This is a genomic window from Streptomyces sp. PKA51, assembly GCF_057552455.1.
Genome location: NZ_BAAJPZ010000003.1, coordinates 309,244 through 332,780 on the forward strand (window position 1 = coordinate 309,244; position 23,537 = coordinate 332,780).

The following is a 23,537-nucleotide window of genomic DNA, read 5'->3' on the forward strand; positions in this document are numbered from 1 at the left end:
CCCGTGCACCCCTGTGCCCGGGCCCGTCGCCGCGGCATGCCCGTCCGCACCCCCGCACACCTCCCCACCCACGGAGCACCCGGATGCAGCGCCATCTGACCTCGGCCGCCGACCTCACCCGTGACGACGCCGTCCTGATCCTCGACACCGCCGAGGAGATGGCCCGGGTCGCCGACCGGCCCATCAAGAAGCTGCCGACCCTGCGCGGCCGCACCGTCGTCAACCTCTTCTTCGAGGACTCCACCCGCACCCGCATCTCGTTCGAGGCGGCCGCCAAGCGGCTGTCCGCCGACGTCATCAACTTCTCCGCCAAGGGCTCCTCGGTCTCCAAGGGCGAGTCCCTGAAGGACACCGCCCTGACGCTGGAGGCCATGGGCGCCGACGCCGTCGTCATCCGCCACCACGACTCCGGCGCCCCGCACCGCCTGGCCACCTCCGGCTGGATCGGCGGCTCGGTCGTCAACGCCGGCGACGGCACCCACGAGCACCCCACCCAGGCCCTGCTGGACGCCTTCACCATGCGCCGCCGCCTGGTCGGCCCGGACGCCGGCATGGGCCGCGACCTGGCCGGGCGCCGGATCACGATCGTCGGCGACGTGCTGCACAGCCGCGTGGCCCGCTCCAACGTCCACCTGCTGCACACCCTCGGCGCCGAGGTCACCCTGGTCGCCCCGCCCACCCTCGTGCCCATCGGCGTCGAGACCTGGCCCTGCGAGGTCTCCTACGACCTGGACGCGGTGCTGCCGAAGTCGGACGCCGTGATGATGCTGCGCGTCCAGCGCGAGCGCATGAACGCCGCGTTCTTCCCCACCGAGCGCGAGTACGCCCGCCGCTACGGGCTGGACGGCGACCGGATGGCGCGGATGCCCGAGACGGCCATCGTCATGCACCCCGGCCCGATGAACCGCGGCATGGAGATCACCGCCGAGGTCGCCGACTCCCCGCGCTGCACCGCCGTCGAGCAGGTCGCCAACGGCGTCAGCATCCGCATGGCCGTCCTGTACCTGCTGCTGGGCGGCTCCGAGCCCGCCGTCACCACGAACCACCGCACCGAGGAGAACAAGTAATGACCAAGATCCTGATCCGCGGTGCGAAGGTCCTCGGCGGTGAGCCGCAGGACGTGCTGATCGACGGCGAGACCATCGCCGAGGTGGGCACCGGCCTGGTGGCCCCCGACGGCGCCCAGGTGATCGAGGCCGACGGCCGGATCCTGCTGCCCGGCCTGGTCGACCTGCACACCCACCTGCGCGAGCCCGGCCGCGAGGACTCCGAGACCGTCCTGACCGGCACCCGCGCCGCCGCGTCCGGCGGCTACACCGCCGTCTTCGCCATGGCCAACACCTTCCCCGTCGCCGACACCGCCGGCGTCGTCGAGCAGGTCTGGCGCCTGGGCAAGGAGTCCGGCTACTGCGACGTCCAGCCGATCGGCGCCGTCACCGTCGGCCTGGAGGGCAAGAAGCTCGCCGAGCTCGGTGCCATGCACGACTCCGCCGCCGGGGTGAAGGTCTTCTCCGACGACGGCAAGTGCGTCGACGACGCCGTGATCATGCGCCGGGCGCTGGAGTACGTGAAGGCCTTCGGCGGCGTCGTCGCCCAGCACGCCCAGGAGCCCCGCCTGACCGAGGGCGCCCAGATGAACGAGGGCGTCGTCTCCGCGGAGCTGGGCCTGGGCGGCTGGCCCGCCGTCGCCGAGGAGTCGATCATCGCCCGCGACGTCCTGCTCGCCGAGCACGTCGGCTCCCGGGTGCACATCTGCCACCTGTCCACGGCCGGCTCGGTGGAGATCGTCCGCTGGGCCAAGTCCCGCGGCATCGACGTCACCGCCGAGGTCACCCCGCACCACCTGCTCCTGACCGACGAGCTCGTGCGCTCCTACAACCCGGTCTACAAGGTCAACCCGCCGCTGCGCACCGAGCGCGACGTGCTGGCCCTGCGCGAGGCCCTGGCCGACGGCACGATCGACATCGTCGCCACCGACCACGCCCCGCACCCGCACGAGGACAAGGACTGCGAGTGGGGCGCGGCCGCCATGGGCATGGTGGGCCTGGAGACCGCGCTGTCGGTCGTCCAGCACACCATGGTCGACACCGGCCTGCTGGACTGGGCCGGCGTCGCCGAGCGCATGTCCGCCAAGCCCGCGGCCATCGGCCGGCTGGCCGGCCACGGTCGGCCGATCGCCGCCGGTGAGCCTGCGAACCTCACCCTGGTCGACTCCGCTTACCGTGGAGTCGTGGACCCCGCGGGCTTCGCCTCCCGCAGCCGCAACACCCCCTACGAGGGTCGCGAGCTGCCGGGTCGCGTCACCCACACCTTCCTGCGGGGCCGGGCGACGGTCATGGACGGGAACCTCACGTGACATCTGCACTGATCAATCTGGCGGCCGAGGAGAAGTCTGCCGCCGTCACCGACTGGGCCGCGCGCATCGGCTGGGTCGTCGGGCTGCTGCTCTTCATCGCGCTGGTCTACTGGCTGATGCGCGAGGGCTGGAAGTGGCGCGGCACGCTCCAGGGCGGCCTGCCCGAGCTGCCGGCCGCCCCCGCCGAGCAGGGCGAGCCCGAGCTGCGGATGAGCGGCCGCTACCACGGCTCGACCACCGCCGGCCAGTGGCTCGACCGCATCGTGGCGCACGGCCTGGGCACCCGCAGCCGGGCCGAGCTCACCCTCACCGAGCAGGGCGTGACGGTCCTGCGGCCGGGCGCGACGGACTTCTTCATCCCCGCGACCGCCCTGCGCGGCGCCCGCCTGGACAAGGGCATCGCCGGCAAGGTCCTCACCGAGGGCGGCCTGCTGGTGATCACCTGGGAGCACGGCGGCACGACCCTCGACTCCGGCTTCCGCTCCGACCATGCGGCCGAGCACGCCGCCTGGGTCGAGGCGATCAGCACCAAGAACAGCACTACGGAAGGCGCACGATGACGACCTCCACCAGGGGGACCGGCAAGATCCCCGCCGTACTCGTCCTGGAGGACGGCCGTACGTTCCGCGGCCGCGCCTACGGCGCCGTCGGCGCCACCTTCGGCGAGGCGGTGTTCTCCACCGGCATGACCGGCTACCAGGAGACCCTGACCGACCCCTCCTACCACCGTCAGGTCGTCGTCATGACGGCCCCGCACGTCGGCAACACCGGCGTCAACGACGAGGACCCCGAGTCCGCCCGCATCTGGGTGGCCGGCTACGTGGTGCGCGACCCCGCCCGCCTGCCGTCCAACTGGCGCTCGCGCCGCTCCCTGGACGAGGAGCTCGAGCGCCAGGGCGTCGTCGGCATCAGCGGCATCGACACCCGCGCCCTGACCCGCCACCTGCGCGAGCGCGGTGCGATGCGGGTGGGCATCTTCTCCGGCGACGCGGTCGCCGACCAGGCCGCGATGCTCGCCCAGGTGCAGGCCGCCCCGCAGATGAAGGGCGCCGACCTGTCGGCGGAGGTCGCCACCAAGGAGACCTACGTGGTCCCCGCGATCGGGGAGAAGCGTTTCACCGTCGCCGCCGTCGACCTCGGCATCAAGGGCATGACCCCGCAGCGGATGGCCGAGCGCGGCATAGAGGTGCACGTCCTGCCCGCCACCGCCACCGTCGAGGACGTCTACGCGGTGAACCCGGACGGCGTGTTCTTCTCCAACGGCCCCGGCGACCCCTCCACCGCCGACCACCCCGTCTCCGTGATGCGCGAGGTCCTCTCCCGGAAGACCCCGCTGTTCGGCATCTGCTTCGGCAACCAGATCCTCGGGCGCGCGCTCGGCTTCGGCACCTACAAGCTGAAGTACGGCCACCGCGGCATCAACCAGCCCGTGCAGGACCGCACGACCGGCAAGGTCGAGGTCACCGCCCACAACCACGGCTTCGCCGTCGATGCCCCGCTCGAGGGCGCGACCGACACGCCGTACGGCCGCGTCGAGGTCTCCCACGTCTGTCTCAACGACAACGTGGTCGAGGGCCTGCAGCTCCTCGACCAGCCGGCATTCAGCGTCCAGTACCACCCCGAGGCAGCAGCCGGTCCGCACGACGCCGCGTACCTGTTCGACCGCTTCGTGACCCTGATGGAGGGCCAGCGTGCCTAAGCGCACCGACATCCAGTCCGTTCTGGTCATCGGCTCCGGCCCGATCGTCATCGGCCAGGCAGCGGAGTTCGACTACTCCGGCACCCAGGCCTGCCGCGTCCTGAAGTCCGAGGGCCTGCGGGTCATCCTCGTCAACTCCAACCCGGCCACGATCATGACCGACCCGGAGATCGCCGACGCCACCTACGTCGAGCCGATCACCCCGGAGTTCGTCGAGAAGATCATCGCCAAGGAGCGCCCCGACGCCCTCCTGCCCACCCTCGGCGGCCAGACCGCGTTGAACACCGCCATCTCCATGCACGAGAACGGCGTGCTGGAGAAGTACGGCGTGGAGCTGATCGGCGCCAACGTCGAGGCCATCCACAAGGGCGAGGACCGCGACCTGTTCAAGGGCGTCGTCGAGGCCGTCAACGCCAAGATCGGCCACGGCGAGTCCGCCCGCTCGGTCATCTGCCACACCATGGACGAGGTCCTCGCGGGCGTCGAGACGCTCGGCGGCTACCCGGTCGTGGTCCGTCCCTCCTTCACCATGGGCGGCGCCGGCTCCGGCTTCGCCCACGACGAGGAGGAGCTGCGCCGCATCGCCGGCCAGGGCCTGACGCTCTCCCCGACCACCGAGGTGCTCCTGGAGGAGTCCATCCTCGGCTGGAAGGAGTACGAGCTGGAGCTGATGCGCGACAAGAACGACAACGTCGTGGTCGTCTGCTCCATCGAGAACTTCGACCCCATGGGCGTGCACACCGGTGACTCCATCACCGTCGCCCCGGCGATGACGCTCACCGACCGCGAGTACCAGATCCTGCGGGACGTCGGCATCGCGATCATCCGCGAGGTCGGCGTCGACACCGGCGGCTGCAACATCCAGTTCGCCGTCAACCCCGTCGACGGCCGGGTCATCGTCATCGAGATGAACCCGCGCGTCTCGCGCTCCTCCGCGCTGGCCTCCAAGGCCACCGGCTTCCCGATCGCGAAGATCGCTGCCCGGCTGGCCGTCGGCTACACGCTCGACGAGATCCCCAACGACATCACCGAGCAGACCCCGGCGTCCTTCGAGCCCACGCTCGACTACGTCGTGGTCAAGGCCCCTCGCTTCGCGTTCGAGAAGTTCCCGGCCGCCGACGCCACCCTCACGACGACCATGAAGTCCGTCGGCGAGGCCATGGCCATCGGCCGCAACTTCACCGAGGCCCTGCAGAAGGCCCTGCGCTCGCTGGAGAAGAAGGGTTCCCAGTTCGACTTCGTCACCCCCGTCGGCGACAAGGACGAGCTGCTGGCCAAGGCCGTGCGCCCCACCGACGGCCGCATCAACACCGTCATGGACGCCATCCGCGCCGGCGCCACGCCGCAGGAGGTCTTCGAGGCGACGAAGATCGACCCCTGGTTCGTCGACCAGCTCTTCCTGATCAAGGAGATCGCCGACGAGCTCGCCGCCGCCGAGCGCCTGGAGCCCGAGCTGCTGGCCGAGGCCAAGCGCCACGGCTTCTCCGACGCCCAGATCGGCGCCATTCGCGGCCTGCGCGAGGACGTCGTGCGCGAGGTCCGCCGCTCCCTCGGCGTGCGCCCGGTCTACAAGACCGTCGACACCTGCGCCGCCGAGTTCGCCGCGAAGACGCCGTACTTCTACTCCTCCTACGACGAGGAGAGCGAGGTCGCGCCCCGCGAGAAGCCCGCGGTGATCATCCTGGGCTCCGGCCCGAACCGCATCGGCCAGGGCATCGAGTTCGACTACTCCTGCGTCCACGCCTCCTTCGCCCTGAGCGACGCCGGCTACGAGACCGTGATGGTCAACTGCAACCCGGAGACCGTCTCCACCGACTACGACACCTCCGACCGGCTCTACTTCGAGCCGCTCACCCTCGAGGACGTCCTGGAGATCGTCCACGCCGAGATGCAGGCCGGCCCCGTCGCCGGTGTCATCGTCCAGCTCGGCGGCCAGACCCCGCTGGGCCTGGCCCAGGCCCTGAAGGACAACGGCGTGCCGATCGTCGGCACCTCGCCCGAGGCCATCGACCTCGCCGAGGAGCGCGGCGCCTTCGGCCGCGTGCTGACCGAGGCCGGCCTGCCCGCGCCCAAGTACGGCACCGCCTTCTCCTTCGACGAGGCCAAGGCCATCGCCGCCGAGATCGGCTACCCGGTCATGGTGCGTCCCTCCTACGTCCTCGGCGGCCGCGGCATGGAGATCGTCTACGACGAGCCCTCCCTCGCCGGCTACCTGGAGCGCCACGCCGGTCTGATCTCCGAGCACCCGGTGCTCATCGACCGCTTCCTCGACGACGCCATCGAGATCGACGTCGACGCGCTCTACGACGGCCAGGAGCTCTACCTCGGCGGCGTCATGGAGCACATCGAGGAGGCCGGCATCCACTCCGGCGACTCCGCGTGCGCCCTGCCGCCGATGACCCTGGGCGGCTACGACATCAAGCGCCTGCGCGCCTCCACCGAGGCCATCGCCAAGGGCGTGGGCGTCCGCGGCCTGATCAACATCCAGTTCGCCATGGCCGGGGACATCCTCTACGTCCTGGAGGCCAACCCGCGCGCCTCGCGCACCGTCCCCTTCACCTCCAAGGCGACCGCGGTGCCGCTGGCCAAGGCCGCCGCCCGCATCTCGCTCGGCGCGACCGTCGCCGAGCTGCGCGCCGAGGGCATGCTGCCCAAGGAGGGCGACGGCGGCACCCTGCCGCTGGATGCGCCGATCTCCGTCAAGGAGGCCGTGATGCCGTGGTCGCGCTTCCGCGACACCGCCGGCCGCGGCGTGGACACCGTCCTCGGCCCGGAGATGCGCTCCACCGGCGAGGTCATGGGCATCGACGACGTCTTCGGCACCGCCTACGCCAAGTCGCAGGCCGGCGCCTACGGCGCGCTGCCCACCAAGGGCCGGGCCTTCGTCTCGGTCGCCAACCGCGACAAGCGCTCGATCATCTTCCCGGCCCGCGAGCTGGTCGCCCACGGCTTCGAGCTGCTCGCCACCTCCGGCACCGCCGAGGTGCTGCGCCGCAACGGCATCAACGCCACCGTGGTGCGCAAGCAGTCCGAGGGCGAGGGCCCCGGCGGCGAGCGGACGATCGTCCAGCTCATCCACGACGGCGAGGTCGACCTCATCGTCAACACGCCCTACGGCACCGGCGGCCGCCTCGACGGCTACGAGATCCGCACCGCCGCCGTCGCCCGGGCGGTGCCCTGCCTGACCACGGTCCAGGCGGCCGCGGCCGCCGTCCAGGGCATCGACGCCCTGACCCGCGGCGAGGTGGGCGTCCGCTCGCTGCAGGAGCACGCGCAGCGGCTGACCGCCGCACGCGAGGCGTAAGCCGCCCGGCCGAGGGGGACACCGCAGGCGGTGTCCCCCTCGGCATGCGCCCCGCCCGCACCCCGCCCAGGAAGCGTCACGCGCCACGGAAGGCCCGCCATGTACCGCCTCTTCTTCGACCTGATCTTCAAGCGCATGGACCCCGAGCGGGCCCACCACCTCGCCTTCGGCTGGATCCGGGCGCTGGCCCGCATCCCCGTCCTGCGCACCTTCGCCGCCGCCGTCCTCGCCCCCCGCCACAAGAGCCTGCGCACCGAGGCCCTCGGCCTGCGCATGCACGGCCCCTTCGGCCTGGCCGCCGGCTTCGACAAGAACGCCGCCGCCGTCGACGGCATGGCCATGCTCGGCTTCGACCACGTCGAGATCGGCACCGTCACCGCCCAGCCGCAGCCCGGCAACCCCAAGAAGCGCCTCTTCCGGCTGGTCGCCGACCGGGCGCTGATCAACCGCATGGGCTTCAACAACGACGGCTCGGCGGCCGTCGCCGAGCGCCTGGCGGCCCGCAAGGCCGTCTTCCGCACCACCGTCGGCGTCAACATCGGCAAGACCAAGATCGTGCCGGAGGCCGAGGCCGTCGCCGACTACGTCGCCTCCACCGAGCGCCTGGCCGCCCACGCCGACTACCTCGTCGTCAACGTCTCCTCGCCCAACACGCCCGGGCTGCGCAACCTGCAGGCCGTCGACCACCTGCGCCCGCTGCTCGCGGCCGTCCGCGAGGCCGCCGACCGCACGGTCACCGCCCGCCGCGTCCCGCTCCTGGTCAAGATCGCCCCCGACCTGGCCGACGAGGACGTCGACGCCGTCGCCGACCTCGCCGTCGAGCTCGGCCTCGACGGCATCATCGCCACCAACACCACCATCGCCCGCGAGGGCCTGGGCCTCGCCACCCCCAAGCGCACCGTCGAGGCCATCGGCGCGGGCGGCCTGTCCGGCGCGCCCCTGAAGGAGCGCTCGCTGGAGGTCCTGCGCCGTCTGTACGCCCGTGTGGGCGACCGGATCACCCTCATCGGCGTGGGCGGCATCACCACCGCCGACGACGCCTGGGAGCGCATCCTGGCGGGCGCCACGCTGGTGCAGGGCTACAGCGCCTTCGTCTACGAGGGCCCCTTCTGGTGCCGCAGGATCCACAAGGGCCTGGCCGAGCGCCTGGCCGCCAGCCCCTACGCCACCCTCGCCGAGGCCGTGGGCGCCGACCACAAGAAGGTGACCGCATGACCACCCCCGAACCCTTCGGCGCCCGCCTGCGCCGCGCCATGGACGAGCGCGGGCCGCTGTGCGTCGGCATCGACCCCCACGCCTCCCTCCTGGCCGACTGGGGCCTGAACGACGACATCGCCGGCCTGGAGCGCTTCACCCGCACCGTGGTGGAGGCCCTGGCCGACCGGGTCGCCGTCCTCAAGCCGCAGTCCGCGTTCTTCGAGCGCTTCGGCTCCCGCGGCATCGCCGTCCTGGAGCGCGCCGTGGCCGACTCCCGGGCCGCCGGCGCCCTGGTGCTGATGGACGCCAAGCGCGGCGACATCGGCTCCACGATGGCCGCCTACGCCGCCACCTACCTCGACCCCGCCTCCCCGCTGTTCTCCGACGCCGTCACCGTCAGCCCCTACCTCGGCTACGGCTCGCTGCGCCCGGCGCTGGACCTGGCGCGCGAGAGCGGCACGGGTGTCTTCGTGCTCGCGCTGACCTCCAACCCGGAGGGCGCCGAGGTGCAGCACGCGGTGCGCGAGGACGGCACCACGATCGCCGCGACGATGCTGGAGCACCTGCGGGCCGAGAACGCCGGTGCGGCGCCCATGGGCTCGTACGGGGCCGTCGTGGGGGCCACCCTGGGCTCCTCGGCCGGGGCCGCCCGTGCGGATCTGGCCATCAACGGGCCGCTCCTGGCCCCCGGCATCGGTGCGCAGGGCGCCACCGCGGCGGATCTGCCCAAGGTCTTCGGGGCGGCCGTGCGGGACGTCGTGCCCAACGTCAGCCGGGGGGTGCTGCGGCACGGCCCGGCCGTGGGGGCACTGCGCGACAGCGCCGCCCGGTTCGCCGCCGAGGTGCGCGAGGCGGTGGGCTCCTGAGGCGTCCGCGGGGGGAGCGCGCGGGCGCCACCTGCGGAAAAAGTCGGTCATTATGTCCGGAAAAGTCCCGGTCGAGCGACTCTGACCTGGACTTTTCGCTTGTTCTCGCTGACTGGAGCGGCAACGGCCGCTAGTCTCCGACGAGAGCGAACGTGCAAGCGCGTTGCTCGTTGCTCCCCAGGTGTGGGCCGACTAGGTTCCTCACCGGTCCGTATCCGACAGTTCGACATCCGAGGTGACGTAGGCGTGGCTCTTCCGCCCCTTACCCCTGAACAGCGCGCAGCCGCGCTCGAAAAGGCCGCCGCGGCTCGCCGGGAGCGCGCCGAGGTCAAGAATCGACTCAAGCACTCCGGCGCCTCGCTGCACGAGGTCATCGAGCAGGGCCAGAAGAACGAAGTCATCGGCAAGATGAAGGTCAGCGCCCTGCTGGAGTCCCTGCCCGGCGTGGGCAAGGTCCGGGCCAAGCAGATCATGGAGCGACTGGGCATCTCCGAGAGCCGCCGGGTGCGCGGCCTCGGTTCGAACCAGATCGCCTCCCTGGAGCGGGAGTTCGGCTCCAAGGCCTGATCATCACTCGCCGCCGGGCGGCCCGGCGTTCCCAGGCACTCCCGGGAACCGGGATAATCGCTGCATGAGTACTGCAGTCTCCCGGGGGTCCTCCCCGGTGCCCCCGGCCAGACGACCGCGGCTGACCGTGCTCTCCGGCCCCTCCGGGGTCGGTAAGAGCACGGTCGTCGCCCACATGCGCAAGGCCCACCCCGAGGTCTGGCTCTCGGTGTCGTGCACCACCCGCAAGCCGCGGCCCGGCGAGCAGGACGGGGTCCAGTACTTCTTCGTCGACGACGAGCAGTTCGACAAGCTCATCGCCAATGGCGAGCTGCTGGAGTGGGCCGAGTTCGCCGGCAACCGCTACGGCACTCCGCGGGGGGCCGTGCTCGACCGTCTGGAGGCGGGCGAGCCGGTGCTGCTGGAGATCGACCTGCAGGGCGCCCGGCAGGTCCGCGAGACCATGCCCGAGGCCCAGCTGGTCTTCCTCGCCCCGCCGAGCTGGGACGAGCTGGTGCGCCGGCTCACCGGCCGGGGCACCGAGTCGCCCGAGGTGATCGAGCGCCGGCTGGCCGCGGCCCGCATCGAGCTGGCGGCGGAGTCGGAGTTCGACACCACGCTCGTCAACACCTCGGTCGAGGATGTCGCACGCGAGCTGCTAGCCTTGCTGCGCTGAACATCTTTCTTCACCCCCCCTTCGGAAGGCAGAGAGTGTCCTCTTCCATCACCGCGCCCGAGGGCATCATCAACCCGCCGATTGATGAGCTGCTCGAGGCGACCGACTCGAAGTACAGCCTCGTGATCTACGCCGCCAAGCGCGCGCGCCAGATCAACGCGTACTACTCGCAGCTCGGCGAGGGCCTGCTGGAGTACGTCGGCCCGCTGGTGGACACCCACGTCCACGAGAAGCCGCTCTCCATCGCGCTCCGCGAGATCAACGCGGGCCTGCTGACCTCCGAGGCCGTCGACACCCCGGCGGCCTGAGGAACGAGAGTTTCCGTATCAAGGGCCCGGCAGCGCGACTGCCGGGCCCTTGGTGTGTCATGGGTCTGCACGGTTTGCGTACGCGAGCGCGGGGAGAAGCGAGAGCGATGGAGAAGCCCAAGGTCGTCCTGGGGGTCAGCGGCGGCATCGCCGCCTACAAGGCGTGCGAGCTGCTGCGGCGGCTGACCGAGTCCGGGCACGACGTCCGCGTCGTGCCCACCGAGTCGGCCCTGCACTTCGTCGGCGAGGCCACCTGGGCGGCGCTGTCCGGGCACCCGGCCGGCACCCGGGTGTGGGAGAGCGTCCACGAGGTGCCGCACGTGCGGATCGGGCAGCAGGCCGACCTCGTCGTCGTCGCGCCCGCCACCGCCGACATGCTGGCCAAGGCCGCCCACGGCCTGGCCGACGACCTGCTCACCAACACGCTGCTCACCGCCCGCTGCCCCGTCGTCTTCGCCCCGGCCATGCACACCGAGATGTGGGAGAACGCGGCCACCCAGGAGAACGTGGCGACCCTGCGCCGGCGCGGCGCGATCGTCGTCGAGCCCGCCGTCGGCCGGCTGACCGGCGTCGACACCGGCAAGGGCCGGCTGCCCGATCCCGAGGAGATCTTCGAGGTCTGCCGCCGGGTGCTGGCCCGCGGCGCCGCCGCCCCCGCCGATCTCGCGGGGCGGCACGTCGTGGTGAGCGCCGGCGGCACCCGCGAGCCGCTGGACCCCGTCCGCTTCCTGGGGAACCGTTCCTCCGGCAAGCAGGGCTACGCCCTCGCCCGCACCGCCGTGGCCCGCGGCGCCCGGGTCACCCTCGTGGCCGCCAACAGCGAGCTGCCCGACCCCGCCGGCGCCGAGGTGGTGCACGTGGGCACCGCCGTCCAGCTGCGGGAGGCCGTCCTGAAGGCCGCCGCCGACGCGGACGCCGTGGTCATGGCCGCCGCCGTGGCCGACTTCCGGCCGGCCCGGTACGCCGAGGGCAAGATCAAGAAGCGGGAGGGGCAGGAGCCCGAGCCCGTCGCCCTGGTGCGCAACCCCGACGTCCTCGCCGAGCTCTCCACCGAGCGGGCCCGCCCCGGCCAGGTCGTCGTCGGCTTCGCCGCCGAGACCGACGACGTGCTCGCCAACGGTCGCGCCAAGCTCGCCCGCAAGGGCTGCGACCTGCTGGTCGTCAACGAAGTGGGGGAGCGCAAGACCTTCGGCTCGGAGACCAACGAGGCCGTCGTCCTCGCCTCCGACGGCACGGAGACCCCCGTCCCCTACGGCCCGAAGGAAGCCCTCGCGGACGTCGTCTGGGACCTGGTCGCCCCTCGTCTCGCCTGACTCCCGTATGACGCTTCGGTGACGGGAGTCACAGCCTGCGGCGTTCACCATGCGGCAGGGGAGGCCCGCAGGACGAGAACGCCGGATAAACTGGCACCGGATCCGAGTCGAGCGCAGCTCTCGGCCGGATCCGTCAATGATCAGCCAGCAGCCGCTGCAACCCCAGGGAGCGATGTGTCCCGCCGCCTGTTCACCTCGGAGTCCGTGACCGAGGGTCACCCCGACAAGATCGCCGACCAGATCAGCGATTCCATTCTCGACGCCCTCCTCAAGGAGGACCCGACCTCGCGTGTCGCCGTCGAGACCCTGATCACCACCGGCCTGGTGCACGTGGCCGGCGAGGTGACCACCAAGGCCTACGCGCCGATCGCCTCGCTCGTGCGCAACAAGATCCTCGAGATCGGTTACGACTCCTCCAAGAAGGGCTTCGACGGCGCTTCCTGCGGCGTCTCCGTCTCCATCGGCGCCCAGTCGCCCGACATCGCCCAGGGCGTCGACACGGCGTACGAGACCCGCGTCGAGGGCGACGAGGACGAGCTCGACCGCCAGGGCGCGGGCGACCAGGGCCTGATGTTCGGCTTCGCCTGCGACGAGACGCCGAACCTCATGCCGCTGCCCATCGAGCTGGCCCACCGCCTCTCGCGCCGCCTGACCGAGGTCCGCAAGAACGGGACCATCCCCTACCTGCGCCCCGACGGCAAGACCCAGGTGACCATCGAGTACGACGGCCACAAGGCCGTCCGCCTGGACACCGTGGTCGTCTCCTCCCAGCACGCGTCCGACATCGACCTGGACTCGCTGCTGGCCCCCGACATCCGCGAGTACGTCGTCGAGCACGTCCTCAAGGAGCTCGTCGAGGACGGCATCAAGCTGGACACCGACGGCTACCGCCTGCTGGTCAACCCCACCGGCCGCTTCGAGATCGGCGGCCCGATGGGCGACGCCGGCCTGACCGGCCGCAAGATCATCATCGACACCTACGGCGGCATGTCCCGCCACGGCGGCGGCGCCTTCTCCGGCAAGGACCCGTCCAAGGTCGACCGCTCGGCCGCCTACGCCATGCGCTGGGTCGCCAAGAACGTCGTCGCAGCGGGCCTGGCCGCCCGCTGCGAGGTCCAGGTCGCCTACGCCATCGGCAAGGCCGAGCCCGTCGGTCTGTTCGTCGAGACCTTCGGCACCAACACCGTCGACACCGAGAAGATCGAGAACGCCGTCGCCGAGGTCTTCGACCTCCGCCCGGCCGCGATCATCCGCGACCTCGACCTGCTCCGCCCGATCTACGCCCAGACCGCCGCCTACGGCCACTTCGGCCGCGAGCTGCCGGACTTCACCTGGGAGCGCACCGACCGCGTGGACGCCCTGAAGAAGGCCGTGGGCCTGTAGGGCTCCCGGGTTCGCACACCGGCCCCCGGACCGCACGAGCGGTCCGGGGGCCGGTGCGTTGCCGGTCCTGCACGGCCCCCGGGCCCGGGCGCGGCACGTACGCGGCGCCGGGCGCGGACGACGGCACGCGCACGGCCGCCCGTGTCCGGGCGCGGCACTCCTTCTGCGGGCTCGTTGTGGCTGGTCGCGCAGTTCCCCGCGCCCCTGACGGGGCGCCGTGGTCCCACCAGTGCGCAGTGCCCCGTGTCCCTGGCGGGGCGCCGTGGTTCTCGCGGCGACGGCACCGCCCTGCACTGTCGGTGCCCTCTGGTAGGACTTGAACCGTGAGCAGCAAGAACGGGCGACCGGAGGGCGCGGGGGAGAGCGGGGACGCCCCCGTGGCGGAGCAGCTCGCCTTCATCCGGGAGAGCGTGCGCAAGGCCAAGGCGCCGCGCGCCAGGCCGCGCACGTGGCGGGGGGCCGAGCTGGCGGCGGAGCTGCCCGTGGCGCGGGTGCTCGTCGACAAGGGGCCCGTGCACCTCGACCGGCTGTGGGACTACGCCGTGCCCGCCGAGCTGGACGGTCTTGCCCGGCCCGGGGTGCGGGTGCGGGTGCGCTTCGGCGCCGGCACGCGCAATGTGCGCGGCGGGCGGCGGGAAGGCGGCGGGCTGCTCGACGGGTTCATCGTCGAGCGGGTCGCCGCGTCCGACTACAGCGGGCCGCTCGCCGCCCTCGCCCAGGTGCTCTCGCCCGAGCCGGTGCTCTCGCCCGCGCTGCTGGCGCTGTGCCGCTCCGTCGCCGACCGGTACGCCGGCTCCCTCGCCGACGTGCTGCAGCTCGCCGTGCCGCCCCGGCACGCCCGCATCGAGGCCGAGCCCTCGCCGGCGCCCCTGGCGCCGCCCGCGGCGCCGGACGCCGGCAGCTGGGCGCGGTATGCGACGGGACCGGCGTTCCTGCAGGCCCTCGCCCGCGGCGACTGCCCGCGCGCGGTGTGGACGGCCCTGCCCGGGCCGCACTGGCCCGGCGAGCTGGCCCGGGCCGCCGCCGCCACGCTCGCCTCCGGGCGCGGCGCCCTGCTCGTCGTGCCGGACGGCCGGGCCGCCGCCCGCGTCGACGACGCGCTCACCGAGCTGCTCGGCACCGGCCGGCACGTCCTGCTGACCGCCGACACCGGGCCGGAGGAGCGCTACCGCCGCTGGCTGGCGGTCAACCGTGGCTCGGTGCGGGTCGTGGTCGGCACCCGGGCCGCCATGTTCGCCCCCGTGCGCGACCTCGGTCTCGCGGCCGTGTGGGACGACGGCGACTCCAGCCACAGCGAGCCCCACGCCCCCCAGCCGCACGCCCGGGAGGTCCTGCTGCTGCGGGCCGCCCACGAGAAGGCCGGCTTCCTGCTCGGCGGCTTCGGGTGCACCGTCGAGGCCGCCCAGCTGGTCGACACCGGCTGGGCCCGGCCGCTGGCCGCCGATCGCGAGACGGTACGGAATGTGGCGCCGCGCGTGCGGACCGTCGGCGAGAGCGACGAGGCGCGCGACGCGGCCGCCCGCACCGCCCGCCTGCCCTCCGTAGCCTGGGAAGTCGCCCGCGAAGGGCTCACCCGCGGCCCCGTGCTCGTCCAGGTGCCCCGGCGCGGCTATGTGCCGCGGCTGGCCTGCGAACGCTGCCGCGAGCCCGCCCGCTGCGCCCACTGCGCCGGACCGCTGGAGGCCCGCGGCGCCGACGGCGGCCTGCTGCACTGCGGCTGGTGCGGGCAGGAGGCGCGCGACTGGCACTGCGCCGAGTGCGGCGGCGCACGGCTGCGCGCCAGCGTCGTCGGCGCCGGGCGTACGGCCGAGGAGCTGGGCCGGGCCTTCCCGTCGGTGCCGGTGCGCACCTCCGGACGCGACCATGTGCTCGACACCGTGCCCGACCGGCCCGCGCTCGTCGTGTGCACCCCGGGCGCCGAGCCCGTCGCCGACGGCGGCTACGCCGCGGCCCTGCTCCTCGACGGCTGGGCCCTCCTGGGCCGCCCCGACCTGCGGGCGGGGGAGGAAGCACTGCGCCGCTGGCTGGACGCCGCCGCGCTCGTGCGGGGGCGCGAGGCCGGCGGCACGGTCGTCGTCGTGGCCGAGCCGACGCTGCGACCGGTGCAGGCGCTCGTGCGCTGGGATCCGGCCGGGCACGCGGTGCGCGAGCTCGCCGACCGGGCCGAGCTGGGCTTCCCGCCCGTCTCCCGGATGGCGGCCGTCTCCGGGCCACCGGACGCCGTGGCGGAGCTGATCGCCGCGGCCGAACTGCCCCCGGGCACGGAGGTCCTCGGGCCGGTGCCCGTGCCGCCCACCCTGCCGGGGCGGCCGCGCCGACAGGGCGGGCCGCCGCCGGGCGAGCACTGGGAGCGGGCACTGCTGCGGGTACGGCCGGGGCAGGGGGCGGCGCTGGCGGCGGCGCTCAAGGCGGCGCAGGCCGTGCGCCTGGCGCGGCGCGAGGGGGAGCCGGTGCGGTTGCGGGTGGACCCGCCGGACATCGGCTGACGGGTGCGGCGTCGGGGGCGCCGATCGGCTGCCGCCGCGGCGTGGCCCCTCTGCGGGCGCGTTGTGGCTGGTCGCGCAGTTCCCCGCGCCCCTACGGGGCGCTGTGGTGCCGCGCGACGATGATCCGCACGGCAGGTGGTCGGCACCGAGGCGCCCCGTGAGGGGCGCGGGGAACTGCGCGATCGACCACCGACGGCCCGCAGCCGAACGCGTCACGCGGCGGCAGCCGATCGGCGCTGCCCCGCGTCCCTGCGGGGCGCCTGGGCCGCGGAGCGGCCGCCCGCGGGCCCCGGCCGGGGGCGCGTCAGCCGTTGCGGGGGCCCGGGAAGGCCGTGGCGCGCTGCTCCTCGCGGTGGACGGCCTGGCCCGGCACCGTGCGGGCGGCCGGGACGACCGGGACGGCGGCCGGCTCCGCGGTGCGCACCGGCTCCGGCGTCTCGGCCGTGCCCTGCGCACCGGCCCGGCGCGCGCCGTAACGCCGGTGGACCGCCTGCTTGGTGACGCCCAGTGCGGAGCCCACCGCGTCCCAGGAGAAGCCCAGCGAGCGGTCGAAGTCGACCGCGGCGGTGACCAGTGTCTCGACGCTGTCGCGCAGTTCCTGCGCGAGGCGCACGGTGGGGGCGGGGGCGCGGCCGTAGACGACGAAGCCCGCGGAGGGGCCGGTGCGGCGCGGCCGGTAGACGTTGCCCAGCTGGGCGGTGAGGGTGCGCAGGGCGTCCACCTGGCGACGGACCCTCTCGATGTCCCGGACCAGGAGATGCAGGCTGGCCCGTGCCTGGGCGTCGTGGGTTGCGTGGTCGGGCATGAACAAGCCTCTCGGACCGGCGGTTGAAGTGACGTCAATACGGGGTGAGGACTGACGGCCGCTCGACGAGCAACGGAACGGAAGCGGGCCGCCGTTGCGGCCCGTTTCGGTCAATCTCTCTTGACCCAACGCGCCAGAAGCCGCTGGGTCACGGTATGGGGGCGTGCAACCGCCGGAATGAGGCGCGCACCATCCCGCACGCCCCCCGGTGTGCGCTCGCCTCTAGACTGAGGCGCCGTTTCACCCCGTACGCAGAGAGGTGGTCAGCCGACCATGAGGCTCGTCTTCGCCGGGACCCCCGAGGTCGCCGTCCCCGCCCTGGACGCCCTGATCGCCTCCGACCGGCACGAGGTCGTCGCCGTCGTCACCCGGCCCGACGCGCCGGCCGGGCGCGGCCGCCGGCTCGTCGCCAGCCCGGTGGCCGAGCGCGCCCAGGAGGCGGGCATCGAGGTGCTCAAGCCCGCCCGCCCCCGGGACGAGGACTTCCTCGCCCGGCTGCGCGAGATCGCGCCCGACTGCTGCCCCGTCGTCGCCTACGGCGCCCTGCTGCCCAAGGCCGCCCTCGACATCCCCGCCCACGGCTGGGTGAACCTGCACTTCTCCCTGCTGCCGGCCTGGCGCGGCGCCGCCCCCGTCCAGCACTCCATCCTCGCGGGCGACGAGATGACCGGCGCCTCGACCTTCCTCATCGAGGAGGGCCTGGACTCCGGGCCCGTCTACGGCGTGCTCACCGAGAAGATCCGCCCCACCGACACCAGCGGCGACCTGCTGACCCGCCTCGCCTTCGCCGGCGCCGGGCTGCTCGCGGCCACCATGGACGGCATCGAGGACGGCACTCTGCAGGCCGTGCCCCAGCCCGCCGACGGCGTCTCCCTGGCCCCGAAGATCTCCGTCGAGGACGCCCGCGTCGACTGGGCCGCCCCCGCCCTGCGCGTCGATCGCGTCGTGCGCGGCTGCGCCCCCGCCCCCGGCGCCTGGACGACCTTCCGCGGCGAACGCCTGAAGATCATGTCCCTGGCCCTGGATCCCGCCCGCACCGACCTCGCCCCCGGCGAGATCGCCACCACCAAGAACTCCGTCCACGTGGGCACCGGCTCGCACGCCGTCCGGCTGCAGTGGGTCCAGCCGCAGGGCAAGAAGCCCATGCAGGCCGCCGACTGGGCGCGCGGCGTGCGCATCGCCGCGGGCGAACGGCTCGGCCAGGACGGACCGGCGTAGGCTGGTCGTCATCATCACCCCAGCTCCGGAGCACCTTTCGTGAACGATCAGGCGTCCCGCCGGAAGCCCGGCCGCCCCGCCAAGCCCTACCGCAGGCCCCAGAAGGACCCCGTCCGGATACTCGCCTTCGAGGCGCTGCGGGCCGTCGACGAGCGGGACGCCTACGCCAACCTCGTGCTGCCCCCGCTGCTGCGCAAGGCCCGCGAGAAGGACGGCTTCCAGGCCCGCGACGCGGCCCTGGCCACCGAGCTGGTCTACGGCACCCTGCGCCGCCAGGGCACCTACGACGCGATCATCGCCGCCTGCGTCGACCGGCCCCTGCGCGAGGTCGACCCGCCGGTGCTGGACGTCCTCGGCCTCGGCACCCACCAGCTGCTCGGCACCCGCATCCCCAGCCACGCCGCCGTCTCCGCCACCGTCGAGCTGGCCCGGGTCGTCCTCGGCGACGGCCGGGCGAAGTTCGTCAACGCCGTGCTGCGCCGCATCGCCGCGCACGACCTCGACGGCTGGCTGGAACGGGTCGCCCCGCCGTACGAGGACGACCCCGAGGAGCACCTCGCCGTCGTCCACTCCCACCCCCGCTGGGTCGTCTCCGCCCTGTGGGACGCCCTCGGCGGCAGCCGGGCCGGCATCGAGGACCTCCTGGAGGCGGACAACGAGCGCCCCGAGGTCACCCTGGTCGCCCGCCCCGGACGCGCCACCACCGACGAACTCCTCACCGCCCTCGGCGCCGACTCCGCCCTGCCCGGCCGCTGGTCGCCGCACGCCGTACGGCTCGCCGAGGGCGGCGAGCCGGGAGCCCTGGAAGCCGTCCGCGAGGGCCGCGCCGGGGTCCAGGACGAAGGCAGCCAGCTCGTCGCCCTCGCCCTGGCCGAGGCGCCCCTGGAGGGGCCCGACGCGCGCTGGCTCGACGGCTGCGCCGGGCCGGGCGGCAAGGCCGCCCTCCTGGGCGCCCTGGCCGCCCAGCGCGGTGCCGCCCTGCTCGCCTCCGAGAAGCAGCCGCACCGCGCCCGGCTCGTGGCGCGCGCCCTGGCCGGCAACCCCGGCCCGTACGAGGTCATCGCCGCGGACGGCACGCGGCCGCCGTGGCGCGAGGGCTCCTTCGACCGCGTGCTCGTCGACGTGCCCTGCTCGGGCCTGGGCGCCCTGCGCCGCCGCCCCGAGGCCCGCTGGCGCCGCCGTCCCGAGGACCTCGCCGGCTTCGCGCCCCTGCAGCGCGGCCTGCTCCGCGAGGCCCTGCGGGCCGTGCGCGTCGGAGGCGTCGTGGGGTACGCGACGTGCTCGCCGCACCTGGCCGAGACGCGGGCCGTCGTCGACGACGTGCTGCGCGGGCGCGGCGGGGAGGCACCGGAGGCGGAGTGGATCGACGCGCGTCCCCTGATGCAGGGCGTGCCCGGCCTGGGCGAGGGCCCGGACGTGCAGCTGTGGCCGCACCTGCACGGCACGGACGCGATGTACCTGGCACTTCTGCGCCGCACGGGCTGAGGCCCGGCCCCCGGACCGGACCGGGCCGGGCCCGGTCCGGGGGCGGAGCCCCCGCAGGGAGCGCGGCATGGCAGGCTAAAGGCATGGCAGCGCAGATCAATCCCAGCATTCTGTCCGCGGACTTCGCCCGGCTCGCCGAGGAGGCGCGGGCCGTCGAGGGCGCCGACTGGCTTCACGTCGACGTGATGGACAACCACTTCGTCCCGAACCTCACCCTCGGCGTCCCCGTCGTGGAGTCGCTGCGGAAGGCCACGGACATCCCGCTGGACTGCCATCTGATGATCGAGGACCCCGACCGCTGGGCCCCGCAGTACGCGGAGGCCGGTGCCGGATCGGTGACCTTCCACGCGGAGGCCGCCGCGGCGCCGGTGCGGCTGGCGCGGGAGATCCGGGCCAAGGGGGCGCGGGCGTCGATGGCGCTCAAGCCCGCCACTCCCATCGAGCCGTTCGAGGACCTGCTTCCCGAGCTGGACATGCTGCTGATCATGACCGTGGAGCCGGGCTTCGGCGGCCAGGCGTTCCTGGACATCATGCTGCCCAAGATCCGCCGCACCCGGGAGCTGATCTCGCGGCACAACCTGCAGCTGTGGCTGCAGGTCGACGGCGGCGTCTCGGCCGCGACGATCGAGCGCTGCGCCGAGGCCGGCGCGGACGTGTTCGTGGCCGGCTCCGCCGTCTACGGTACGGACGACCCGGCGGCGGCCGTACGCTCGCTGCGCGCACAGGCGGAGGAGACCATGGCGCGGGCGCCCTGGGCCTGTGCCCACTAACGCGCCCCGCGCCGCTCGCCCGAATTGCTGAGGGCTAAGGTCAAGGTCTGATCAAGGACCGCCGAATCTGACAGGATGAGGCCGAGTCCTTGGAGCTCCACAGCAACACGCAGCAGCAGTACACAAGCTCGACCACAGTAGTGAGGAGATCGCGGTGTCGACGGGCCGTTCGACCACGCCTATGGGGCCCGCCGAGCTGGTGCAGGCGGCGGCGATGGCCCGCCGCTTCTACCTCGAGGGCAAGTCGAAGATCCAGATCGCCGAGGAGTTCGGCGTGAGCCGCTTCAAGGTGGCACGGGTGCTGGAGACGGCACTGGAGCGCGACCTGGTGCGGATCGAGATCCGGGTGCCGGCCGAGCTGGACGCGGAGCGCTCCGACGCGCTGCGCGCCCGCTACGGGCTGCGGCACGCGGTCGTCGTGGAGTCCCCGGCCGACGCGGCCGACGACGCGCCCGACCCCGAGAACCTCGGCGAGGTGGCAGCCGGCCTGCTCGGCGAGCTGGTCCACGAAGGCGACGTGCTCGGCCTCGCCTGGGGCCGGTCCACCATCCACATGGCCGCCGCCCTGCACCGGCTGCCGCCGTGCACCGTCGTCCAGCTCACGGGCGTGTACGACGCGGGCACGGCCGAGCGCGGTTCGGTGGAGGCCGTCCGCCGGGCCGCCCAGGTCTCCGGCGGCGAGGCCCACCCGATCTACGCGCCGATGCTGCTGCCGGACACGGCCACCGCGGCCGCGCTGCGCGGCCAGACGGGCATCGCCCGGGCCTTCGAGTACTTCGACAAGGTCACCGTCGCCGCGGTGTCCATCGGCTCCTGGGAGCCGGGCATCTCCACGGTCTACGACATGCTCACCGACGCCGAGCGCGCCCACTACGCCTCGCTGGGGGCGGCCGCCGAGATGTCGGCGCACCTGTTCGACGCCGAGGGCCGGCGCATCGGCCGCGACCTGGGCGAGCGCTGCATCACCGTCGAGGCCGACCGGCTGCGCCGGATCCCGGAGGTCGTGGCGATCGCCGGCGGCCAGCGCAAGGCGGCGGCGATCGGCGCCGTGCTGCGCTCGGGCCTGGTGACGAGCCTGGTCACGGATACCGCCGCGGCCGACTACCTGCTGCACGAGACCGGCCCGGGCCCCCGCCCGGCCCTCGACCGGGCCGACCCCGACCAGGGCTGAAGCCACCTCTGCGCCGCGCCCGCCCCACCCGGGGCGGGCGCCGAGGCATATCCGACCCATATCCGTACGCCGACCCATATCCGTACGCCGGCCTATCCGTATGCCGACATATCCGTACGCCGGCCCCGTGCAATCGGACGAGCCGGCCGCTTGGTGGAAGCCACAAAAGGCCCCCCGAACCCGCTGGCCGAAGTCACAGAATGTGACCCGGGGTCGCCACGAACGGGCGAAATCATGGATGATGGGTCCAGGAACCTCAGCCCGATCCGGGTCTGGTTCGGTGCTGACTCCCCACCCGCTCTGTACGTAAAACCGCAGGTGAGAGAGCCAGTATGCGATTCCTCAACGACCAGAAGCCGGCGTACGACCTGACGTACGACGACGTGTTCATGGTGCCGAGCCGTTCCGCCGTCGGTTCCCGTCAGGCCGTCGATCTGACCGCCCCGGACGGCACGGGCACCACCATCCCGCTCGTGGTGGCCAACATGACCGCCATCGCCGGCCGCCGCATGGCCGAGACCGTCGCCCGCCGCGGTGGCCTAGTGGTCATCCCGCAGGACATCCCGATCGAGGTCGTCACCGAGGTCATCTCCTGGGTCAAGGACCGCCACCTGGTTCTGGACACCCCCATCGTCCTCGCCCCCACCCAGACGGTCGCCGACGCGCTGTCGCTGCTGCCCAAGCGCGCCCACGGCGCCGGTGTGGTCGTCGACGCCGACCACCGTCCCGTCGGTGTCGTCACCGAGCACGACCTGACCGGTGTGGACCGCTTCACCCAGCTGTCCGAGGTCATGTCCAAGGAGCTGCTGCTCCTGGACGCCGACATCGACCCGCGCGAGGCCTTCAACCAGCTGGACGCCGCCCACCGCAAGCTGGCGCCCGCCGTCGACAAGGACGGCAAGCTGGCCGGCATCCTCACCCGCAAGGGCGCCCTGCGCGCCACGCTGTACACCCCCGCCACCGACAAGGACGGCAGGCTGCGCATCGCGGCGGCCGTGGGCATCAACGGCGACGTGGCCGGCAAGGCCAAGGCGCTGCTGGACGCCGGTGCGGACACCATCGTCGTGGACACCGCCCACGGTCACCAGGAGACGATGATCGCGGCGATCAAGGCCGTGCGCGCCCTGGACCCGCAGGTCCCGATCGTCGCCGGCAACATCGTCGCCGCCGAGGGCGTGCGCGACCTGATCGAGGCCGGCGCGGACATCATCAAGGTCGGTGTGGGCCCGGGCGCCATGTGCACCACCCGCATGATGACCGGCGTGGGCCGCCCGCAGTTCTCCGCGGTGCTCGAGTGCGCCGCCGAGGCGAAGAAGTACGGCAAGCACGTCTGGGCCGACGGTGGCGTCCGTCACCCGCGCGACGTCGCCATGGCGCTCGCCGCCGGTGCCTCCAACGTCATGATCGGCTCCTGGTTCGCCGGCACCTTCGAGTCCCCGGGCGACCTGCAGCAGTCCGCCGACGGCCGGCTGTACAAGGAGAGCTTCGGCATGGCCTCCGCCCGCGCCGTGCGCAACCGCACGTCCGAGGAGTCCGCGTACGACCGGGCGCGCAAGGGCCTGTTCGAGGAGGGCATCTCCACCTCCCGCATGTTCCTCGACCCGGCCCGCCCGGGCGTCGAGGACCTGATCGACTCGATCATCGCGGGTGTCCGCTCCTCCTGCACCTACGCCGGTGCCGCCTCCCTGGAGGAGTTCGCCGAGCGGGCCGTCGTCGGCGTCCAGAGCGCCGCGGGCTACGCCGAGGGCAAGCCGCTGCACGCCAGCTGGCAGTAATCCGCCACCAGCGCCGAGGGGCGCGTCCCGGTTCGCCGGGGCGCGCCCCTTTCGCATGCCCGCACGCGGGCGTTCCCGGCCCGTCGGTACGTCGATTTCCGGCCGTCTTCGGCGCCTTCGGCCGGACCCCGTCCGACGTGCCCTTTTCCGCCCCCTGTACCGATTCATTACCCGACGTG

General features: G+C 73.3%; 19 protein-coding genes. 18 read left to right on the forward strand and 1 reads right to left on the reverse strand.

Annotation, left to right across the window (positions count from 1 at the left end; all coding sequences use genetic code 11):
* Nucleotides 1–83: 83 nt before the first annotated feature.
* The 13 genes from AC27L3_RS06535 to AC27L3_RS06595 all read left to right on the forward strand — a co-directional run bounded on the left by AC27L3_RS06535 (nucleotide 84) and on the right by AC27L3_RS06595 (nucleotide 16,134).
* A complete protein-coding gene (locus tag AC27L3_RS06535; RefSeq protein ID WP_487233051.1) occupies nucleotides 84–1,067 on the forward strand; it encodes an aspartate carbamoyltransferase catalytic subunit in 984 nt (327 codons plus the stop codon).
* Nucleotides 1,067–2,356 (forward strand): dihydroorotase, encoded by a 1,290-nt coding sequence (locus AC27L3_RS06540; RefSeq protein WP_487233052.1) that lies wholly within the window; start codon nucleotides 1,067–1,069, stop codon nucleotides 2,354–2,356. Before AC27L3_RS06535 ends, AC27L3_RS06540 begins: the two co-directional genes overlap by 1 nt.
* Nucleotides 2,353–2,916, forward strand: a complete 564-nt coding sequence (locus AC27L3_RS06545; RefSeq protein ID WP_487233053.1) for a PH-like domain-containing protein — start codon at nucleotides 2,353–2,355, stop codon at nucleotides 2,914–2,916. The genes AC27L3_RS06540 and AC27L3_RS06545 overlap by 4 nt, the downstream gene beginning before the upstream one ends.
* Entirely contained in the window at nucleotides 2,913–4,055 is a 1,143-nt protein-coding gene (carA, locus tag AC27L3_RS06550; RefSeq protein ID WP_487233054.1) for a glutamine-hydrolyzing carbamoyl-phosphate synthase small subunit, read from the forward strand. Before AC27L3_RS06545 ends, carA begins: the two co-directional genes overlap by 4 nt.
* On the forward strand, nucleotides 4,048–7,359 hold the full coding sequence (carB, locus tag AC27L3_RS06555; RefSeq protein WP_487233055.1) for a carbamoyl-phosphate synthase large subunit: 3,312 nt from the start codon (nucleotides 4,048–4,050) through the stop codon (nucleotides 7,357–7,359). The genes carA and carB overlap by 8 nt, the downstream gene beginning before the upstream one ends.
* 99 nt (nucleotides 7,360–7,458) lie before the next feature.
* On the forward strand, nucleotides 7,459–8,574 hold the full coding sequence (locus AC27L3_RS06560; protein WP_487233056.1) for a quinone-dependent dihydroorotate dehydrogenase: 1,116 nt from the start codon (nucleotides 7,459–7,461) through the stop codon (nucleotides 8,572–8,574).
* A complete protein-coding gene (gene pyrF, locus AC27L3_RS06565) occupies nucleotides 8,571–9,422 on the forward strand; it encodes an orotidine-5'-phosphate decarboxylase (protein WP_487233057.1) in 852 nt (283 codons plus the stop codon). The genes AC27L3_RS06560 and pyrF overlap by 4 nt, the downstream gene beginning before the upstream one ends.
* A gap of 246 nt (nucleotides 9,423–9,668) precedes the next feature.
* Entirely contained in the window at nucleotides 9,669–9,989 is a 321-nt protein-coding gene (locus AC27L3_RS06570; RefSeq protein WP_344434097.1) for an integration host factor, read from the forward strand.
* Nucleotides 9,990–10,053: 64 nt separating this feature from the next.
* Complete coding sequence (gene gmk / locus AC27L3_RS06575) at nucleotides 10,054–10,644, forward strand: guanylate kinase (protein ID WP_487233058.1); 591 nt, start codon at nucleotides 10,054–10,056, stop codon at nucleotides 10,642–10,644.
* Nucleotides 10,645–10,679: 35 nt separating this feature from the next.
* Nucleotides 10,680–10,952 carry a DNA-directed RNA polymerase subunit omega gene (gene rpoZ, locus AC27L3_RS06580; RefSeq protein WP_344434095.1) on the forward strand — a complete coding sequence of 91 codons (273 nt, stop codon included), beginning with the start codon at nucleotides 10,680–10,682 and terminating at the stop codon, nucleotides 10,950–10,952.
* A 107-nt stretch (nucleotides 10,953–11,059) separates the two neighbouring features.
* Nucleotides 11,060–12,265 carry a bifunctional phosphopantothenoylcysteine decarboxylase/phosphopantothenate--cysteine ligase CoaBC gene (coaBC, locus tag AC27L3_RS06585; protein ID WP_487233059.1) on the forward strand — a complete coding sequence of 402 codons (1,206 nt, stop codon included), beginning with the start codon at nucleotides 11,060–11,062 and terminating at the stop codon, nucleotides 12,263–12,265.
* Nucleotides 12,266–12,439: 174 nt separating this feature from the next.
* Nucleotides 12,440–13,648 (forward strand): methionine adenosyltransferase, encoded by a 1,209-nt coding sequence (metK, locus tag AC27L3_RS06590; protein ID WP_344434093.1) that lies wholly within the window; start codon nucleotides 12,440–12,442, stop codon nucleotides 13,646–13,648.
* A 323-nt stretch (nucleotides 13,649–13,971) separates the two neighbouring features.
* Entirely contained in the window at nucleotides 13,972–16,134 is a 2,163-nt protein-coding gene (locus AC27L3_RS06595) for a primosomal protein N' (RefSeq protein ID WP_487233060.1), read from the forward strand.
* Between the two features lie 304 nt (nucleotides 16,135–16,438).
* Here AC27L3_RS06595 and AC27L3_RS06600 read toward each other — a convergent pair whose 3' ends face one another.
* Nucleotides 16,439–16,939, reverse strand: coding sequence for a hypothetical protein (locus tag AC27L3_RS06600; protein ID WP_487233061.1), 501 nt, complete (start codon nucleotides 16,937–16,939; stop codon nucleotides 16,439–16,441).
* Between the two features lie 273 nt (nucleotides 16,940–17,212).
* On the opposite strand from AC27L3_RS06600, the gene fmt reads away from it, so the two are divergent.
* From fmt to AC27L3_RS06625, 5 genes are all read left to right on the forward strand, one after another.
* Nucleotides 17,213–18,157 carry a methionyl-tRNA formyltransferase gene (fmt, locus tag AC27L3_RS06605; RefSeq protein ID WP_487233062.1) on the forward strand — a complete coding sequence of 315 codons (945 nt, stop codon included), beginning with the start codon at nucleotides 17,213–17,215 and terminating at the stop codon, nucleotides 18,155–18,157.
* Between the two features lie 39 nt (nucleotides 18,158–18,196).
* On the forward strand, nucleotides 18,197–19,642 hold the full coding sequence (locus AC27L3_RS06610) for an RsmB/NOP family class I SAM-dependent RNA methyltransferase (protein WP_487233063.1): 1,446 nt from the start codon (nucleotides 18,197–18,199) through the stop codon (nucleotides 19,640–19,642).
* 83 nt (nucleotides 19,643–19,725) lie between these two features.
* Complete coding sequence (gene rpe, locus AC27L3_RS06615) at nucleotides 19,726–20,412, forward strand: ribulose-phosphate 3-epimerase (protein WP_344434088.1); 687 nt, start codon at nucleotides 19,726–19,728, stop codon at nucleotides 20,410–20,412.
* 181 nt (nucleotides 20,413–20,593) lie between these two features.
* Nucleotides 20,594–21,583, forward strand: a complete 990-nt coding sequence (locus AC27L3_RS06620; protein WP_344434282.1) for a sugar-binding transcriptional regulator — start codon at nucleotides 20,594–20,596, stop codon at nucleotides 21,581–21,583.
* Nucleotides 21,584–21,915: 332 nt separating this feature from the next.
* Complete coding sequence (locus AC27L3_RS06625) at nucleotides 21,916–23,358, forward strand: GuaB1 family IMP dehydrogenase-related protein (protein ID WP_487233064.1); 1,443 nt, start codon at nucleotides 21,916–21,918, stop codon at nucleotides 23,356–23,358.
* The last annotated feature ends 179 nt before the right edge of the window (nucleotides 23,359–23,537 follow it).